This window comes from Arhodomonas sp. KWT, assembly GCF_010993615.1.
Genome location: NZ_WNXE01000723.1, coordinates 1 through 848, shown reverse-complemented (window position 1 = coordinate 848; position 848 = coordinate 1). Strand labels below are relative to the sequence as shown.

Genomic DNA, 848 nt, shown 5'->3' with positions numbered 1-848 from the left:
GGCCAGAGCCAGGACTGGTTCGCCTCCGGCGAGATCATTATCGAGACCTGCGTGGCCGCGCTGGGGCTGTACCTGTTCGTCGCCCACACCCTCACCGCGAGGGACCCGTTCCTCCACCCCGCGCTGTTCCGGGACCGCAACCTGCTCACCGGACTGGCGTTCATCTTCCTGGTAGGGGTGATCCTGCTCGCAACGCTCGCCCTGCTGCCCCCGTTCCTGCAGAACCTCATGGGCTATCCGGTGGTCACCACCGGCCTGGTGCTCGCGCCCCGCGGACTCGGGAGCATGACGGCGATGTTCCTGGTCGGCCGGCTGGTCAACCGGGTGGACATCCGCTGGCTGATCACCCTCGGGCTGTGCCTCACCGCGACGTCGCTGTTCGGCATGGCGCAGTTCAACCTGGAGATCGCGCCGATGGCGGTGGTCTACACCGGCATCATCCAGGGTCTGGGGCTGGGCTTCACCTTCGTGCCGCTGAGCACCATTACCTTCTCGACCCTCGCCGAACACCTGCGCACCGAGGCCACGGCCCTGTTCAGCCTGATGCGCAACATCGGCAGCAGCATCGGCATCTCCGTGATGGTCACGCTGGTGGCGCAGAACACGCAGATCAATCACGCCGTGCTCGGCGAGCGGCTGACCCCGTTCAACACCGCGCTCACGGGCCTGAGGCTGCCCGGCGGCCTGGATGCCACCCACGGCGCCGGCCTGGCCTGGCTCAACGAGGTGCTCACCCGCCAGGCCGCAGCGATATCCTATCTCAACGATTTCCGGCTGATGGCGGTGATCACCCTCGCCTCACTGCCACTGCTGCTACTGTTCCGACGGCCGAAGCCCCACCGGGACGC

Annotated in this window: 1 protein-coding gene; it reads left to right on the top strand. The window is 67.2% G+C overall.

The genetic code is table 11. From position 1 onward, the window contains the following. Positions 1–848: MFS transporter (locus tag G7A99_RS21990; protein WP_163144106.1), on the top strand; the 848-nt coding region annotated here is incomplete at both ends.